The sequence below is a fragment of the Streptomyces fuscigenes genome, from assembly GCF_021556455.1.
GTDB lineage: Bacteria > Actinomycetota > Actinomycetes > Streptomycetales > Streptomycetaceae > Streptomyces > Streptomyces fuscigenes.
In genome coordinates this window covers 1-2,320 of the sequence record NZ_JAKGCV010000643.1, presented here as the reverse complement: position 1 = coordinate 2,320, position 2,320 = coordinate 1, and the positions used below count along the sequence as shown (strand labels likewise).

Here is a 2,320-nt window from a genome sequence, read left to right as displayed (position 1 = left end):
GGACGCGGGAGCCCCTCGGCGAGCCGGCGCCGGAGCCCACCCGGCCCGCGCGGGGACAACGGGTCGACGGCGCCCGACGCGGGGACGGCGGGTCAGCCGCGCCCGGGGGCCGCCGGGTCCGCCGGGTGCGGTGCGACGAGCGGGAGTTCGCTCGACAGACGGCGCTCGCACAGCTCCGTCAGCGCGTCGTACCCCTCCTTGCCCATCAGCTCGGTCAGCTCGGGCCGGTAGGACACGTACACCGGGTCGCCCGCGCCGTGCGCGGAGGTCGCCGAGGTGCACCACCAGTGCAGGTCGTGGCCGCCCGGGCCCCACCCGCGCCGGTCGTACTCGCCGATCGACACCCGCAGCACACGCGTGTCGTCCGGGCGGTCGATCCAGTCGTACGTACGCCGGACCGGCAGCTGCCAGCACACGTCCGGCTTGGTCTCCAGCGGCTCCTTGCCCTCCTTGAGCGCCAGGATGTGCAGCGCGCAGCCCATGCCGCCCGCGAAACCGGGCCGGTTCTGGAAGATGCACGAGCCGTTGAAGACACGGGTCTGCCGCTGCGGGCCGCGCTCCCCGTCGTCGTCATCGTCGTCGTCCTGGGTGTCCTGGTCGTCCTGTTCGGAGTCGTCCTCGTCGGCGGTCTCCTGCGTCCAGCCGTCGCGCGAGCCCTCGGCGTGGAACTGCCAGATGTCCGGCGTCAGCCGCGCCACGTGCCGCGCCACCCGCTCCTCGTCCTCCTCGTCGGAGAAGTGCGCGCCCAGCGTGCAGCAGCCGTCGTCGGCGCGGCCCCCCTGGATGCCCTGGCAGCCGCTGCCGAAGATGCACGTCCACCGCGAGGTCAGCCACGTCAGGTCGCAGCGGAAGACCTGCTCGTCGTCCGCCGGGTCGGGGAACTCCACCCAGGCGCGCGCGAAGTCGAGGCCGTGCTCGTCGTCGGCGGGCGGGACGGGAGCGGGCAGGGCCGCGGCGGTCACCGGGTGGGCCGGCTCCGCCTCCCCGGCGGTCCGCTTCTGCTTCTTCGACCTGCCCCGGTCCTTGGCCTGCTCGGCTTTGCCCGGCTTCGTCTTGTTCGTCTTAGGCACGGGCCCAAGGGTAAGTCCGGGACCGCGGGTACGGTTCCGCCCATGAGACTCGGAGTCCTGGATGTCGGTTCGAACACCGTGCATCTCCTCGCCGTCGACGCCCACGGGGGCGCCAGGCCGCTGCCCGCGTTTTCCTACAAGGCGGAGCTGCGCCTCGCGGAACTCCTCGACGCGGACGGCGCGATAGGGCCCGAGGGCGTGGACCGGCTCGTCGCGACGATCGCCGACGCCCTCCAGGCCGCGGAGGACAAGGGCTGCGAGGACGTCCTCGCCTTCGCCACGTCCGCCGTGCGCGAGGCCGGCAACGCCGACCACGTGCTCGGCAGGGTCCGCGCCGAGACCGGTGCCGACCTCCAGGTCCTCAGCGGCGCCGAGGAGGCCCGGCTGACGTTCCTGGCGGCCCGCCGCTGGTTCGGCTGGTCCGCGGGCCGGCTGCTGGTGCTCGACATCGGCGGGGGCTCCCTGGAGATCGCCTACGGCATGGACGAGGAGCCGGACGCAGCCGTCTCCCTGCCGCTCGGCGCCGGCCGCCTCACCTCGGGCCGGCTGCCCGGGGACCCGCCCGACGCCACGGACGTACGGGCGCTGCGCCGCCACGTACGGGCCGAGATCGCGCGCACCGTGGGCGAGTTCAGCCGGCTCGGGGGACCGGACCACACGGTGGCCACCTCCAAGACCTTCCGCCAGCTGGCGCGGATCGGCGGGGCGGCCCGCTCGGCCGAGGGCCTCTACGCCCAGCGCCGGCTGAGCCGGGCTTCGCTGGAGGAGTGGGTGCCCCGGCTGGCGGCCATGACGGTGCGGCAGCGCGCGGACCTGCCGGGCGTGTCCATCGGCCGGGCGCCGCAACTGCTCGCCGGGGCGCTGGTGGCGGAGGCCGCCATGGACCTCTTCGACGTCGACGTGCTGGAGATCTGCCCGTGGGCGCTGCGGGAGGGAGTCATCCTGCGCCGCCTCGACCGGCTGCCCAGGGCCTGAACCCGTCCCGCGCGCCCCGGACGTACGCCGGTGAAGGCCGTACTCCTGACGTACGCCCGCGAACGCAGCGCCCCGGACGTACGGGCGTGAACGCCGGCCCCGGACGTACGCGGGTGAACGCGGCGCCCCTGACGTACGCGCGTGAACGCCGGCCCCGGACGTACGCCGTGCCCCGCACGCGCCCCGGCGCGCGTCCCCGCCGTCGGCCCCCGCTCCGCGCGCCGGCACGGTCCCGCGCCGCTTCGTGCGCCCGCACCACCTCCGGCGCTCCCCGC

The 2,320-nt window shown here is 75.3% G+C and carries 2 protein-coding genes; one reads left to right on the top strand and one right to left on the bottom strand.

Going from position 1 to position 2,320, the window contains the following annotated elements:
• Window positions 1-92: 92 nt before the first annotated feature.
• Window positions 93-1,070, bottom strand: a complete 978-nt coding sequence (locus L1885_RS27295; protein ID WP_372482042.1) for a DUF3109 family protein — start codon at window positions 1,068-1,070, stop codon at window positions 93-95.
• Window positions 1,071-1,112: 42 nt separating this feature from the next.
• Between L1885_RS27295 and L1885_RS27290 the strand changes: the two genes are divergently transcribed.
• Window positions 1,113-2,045 (top strand): Ppx/GppA family phosphatase, encoded by a 933-nt coding sequence (locus L1885_RS27290; protein WP_235799824.1) that lies wholly within the window; start codon window positions 1,113-1,115, stop codon window positions 2,043-2,045.
• The last annotated feature ends 275 nt before the right edge of the window (window positions 2,046-2,320 follow it).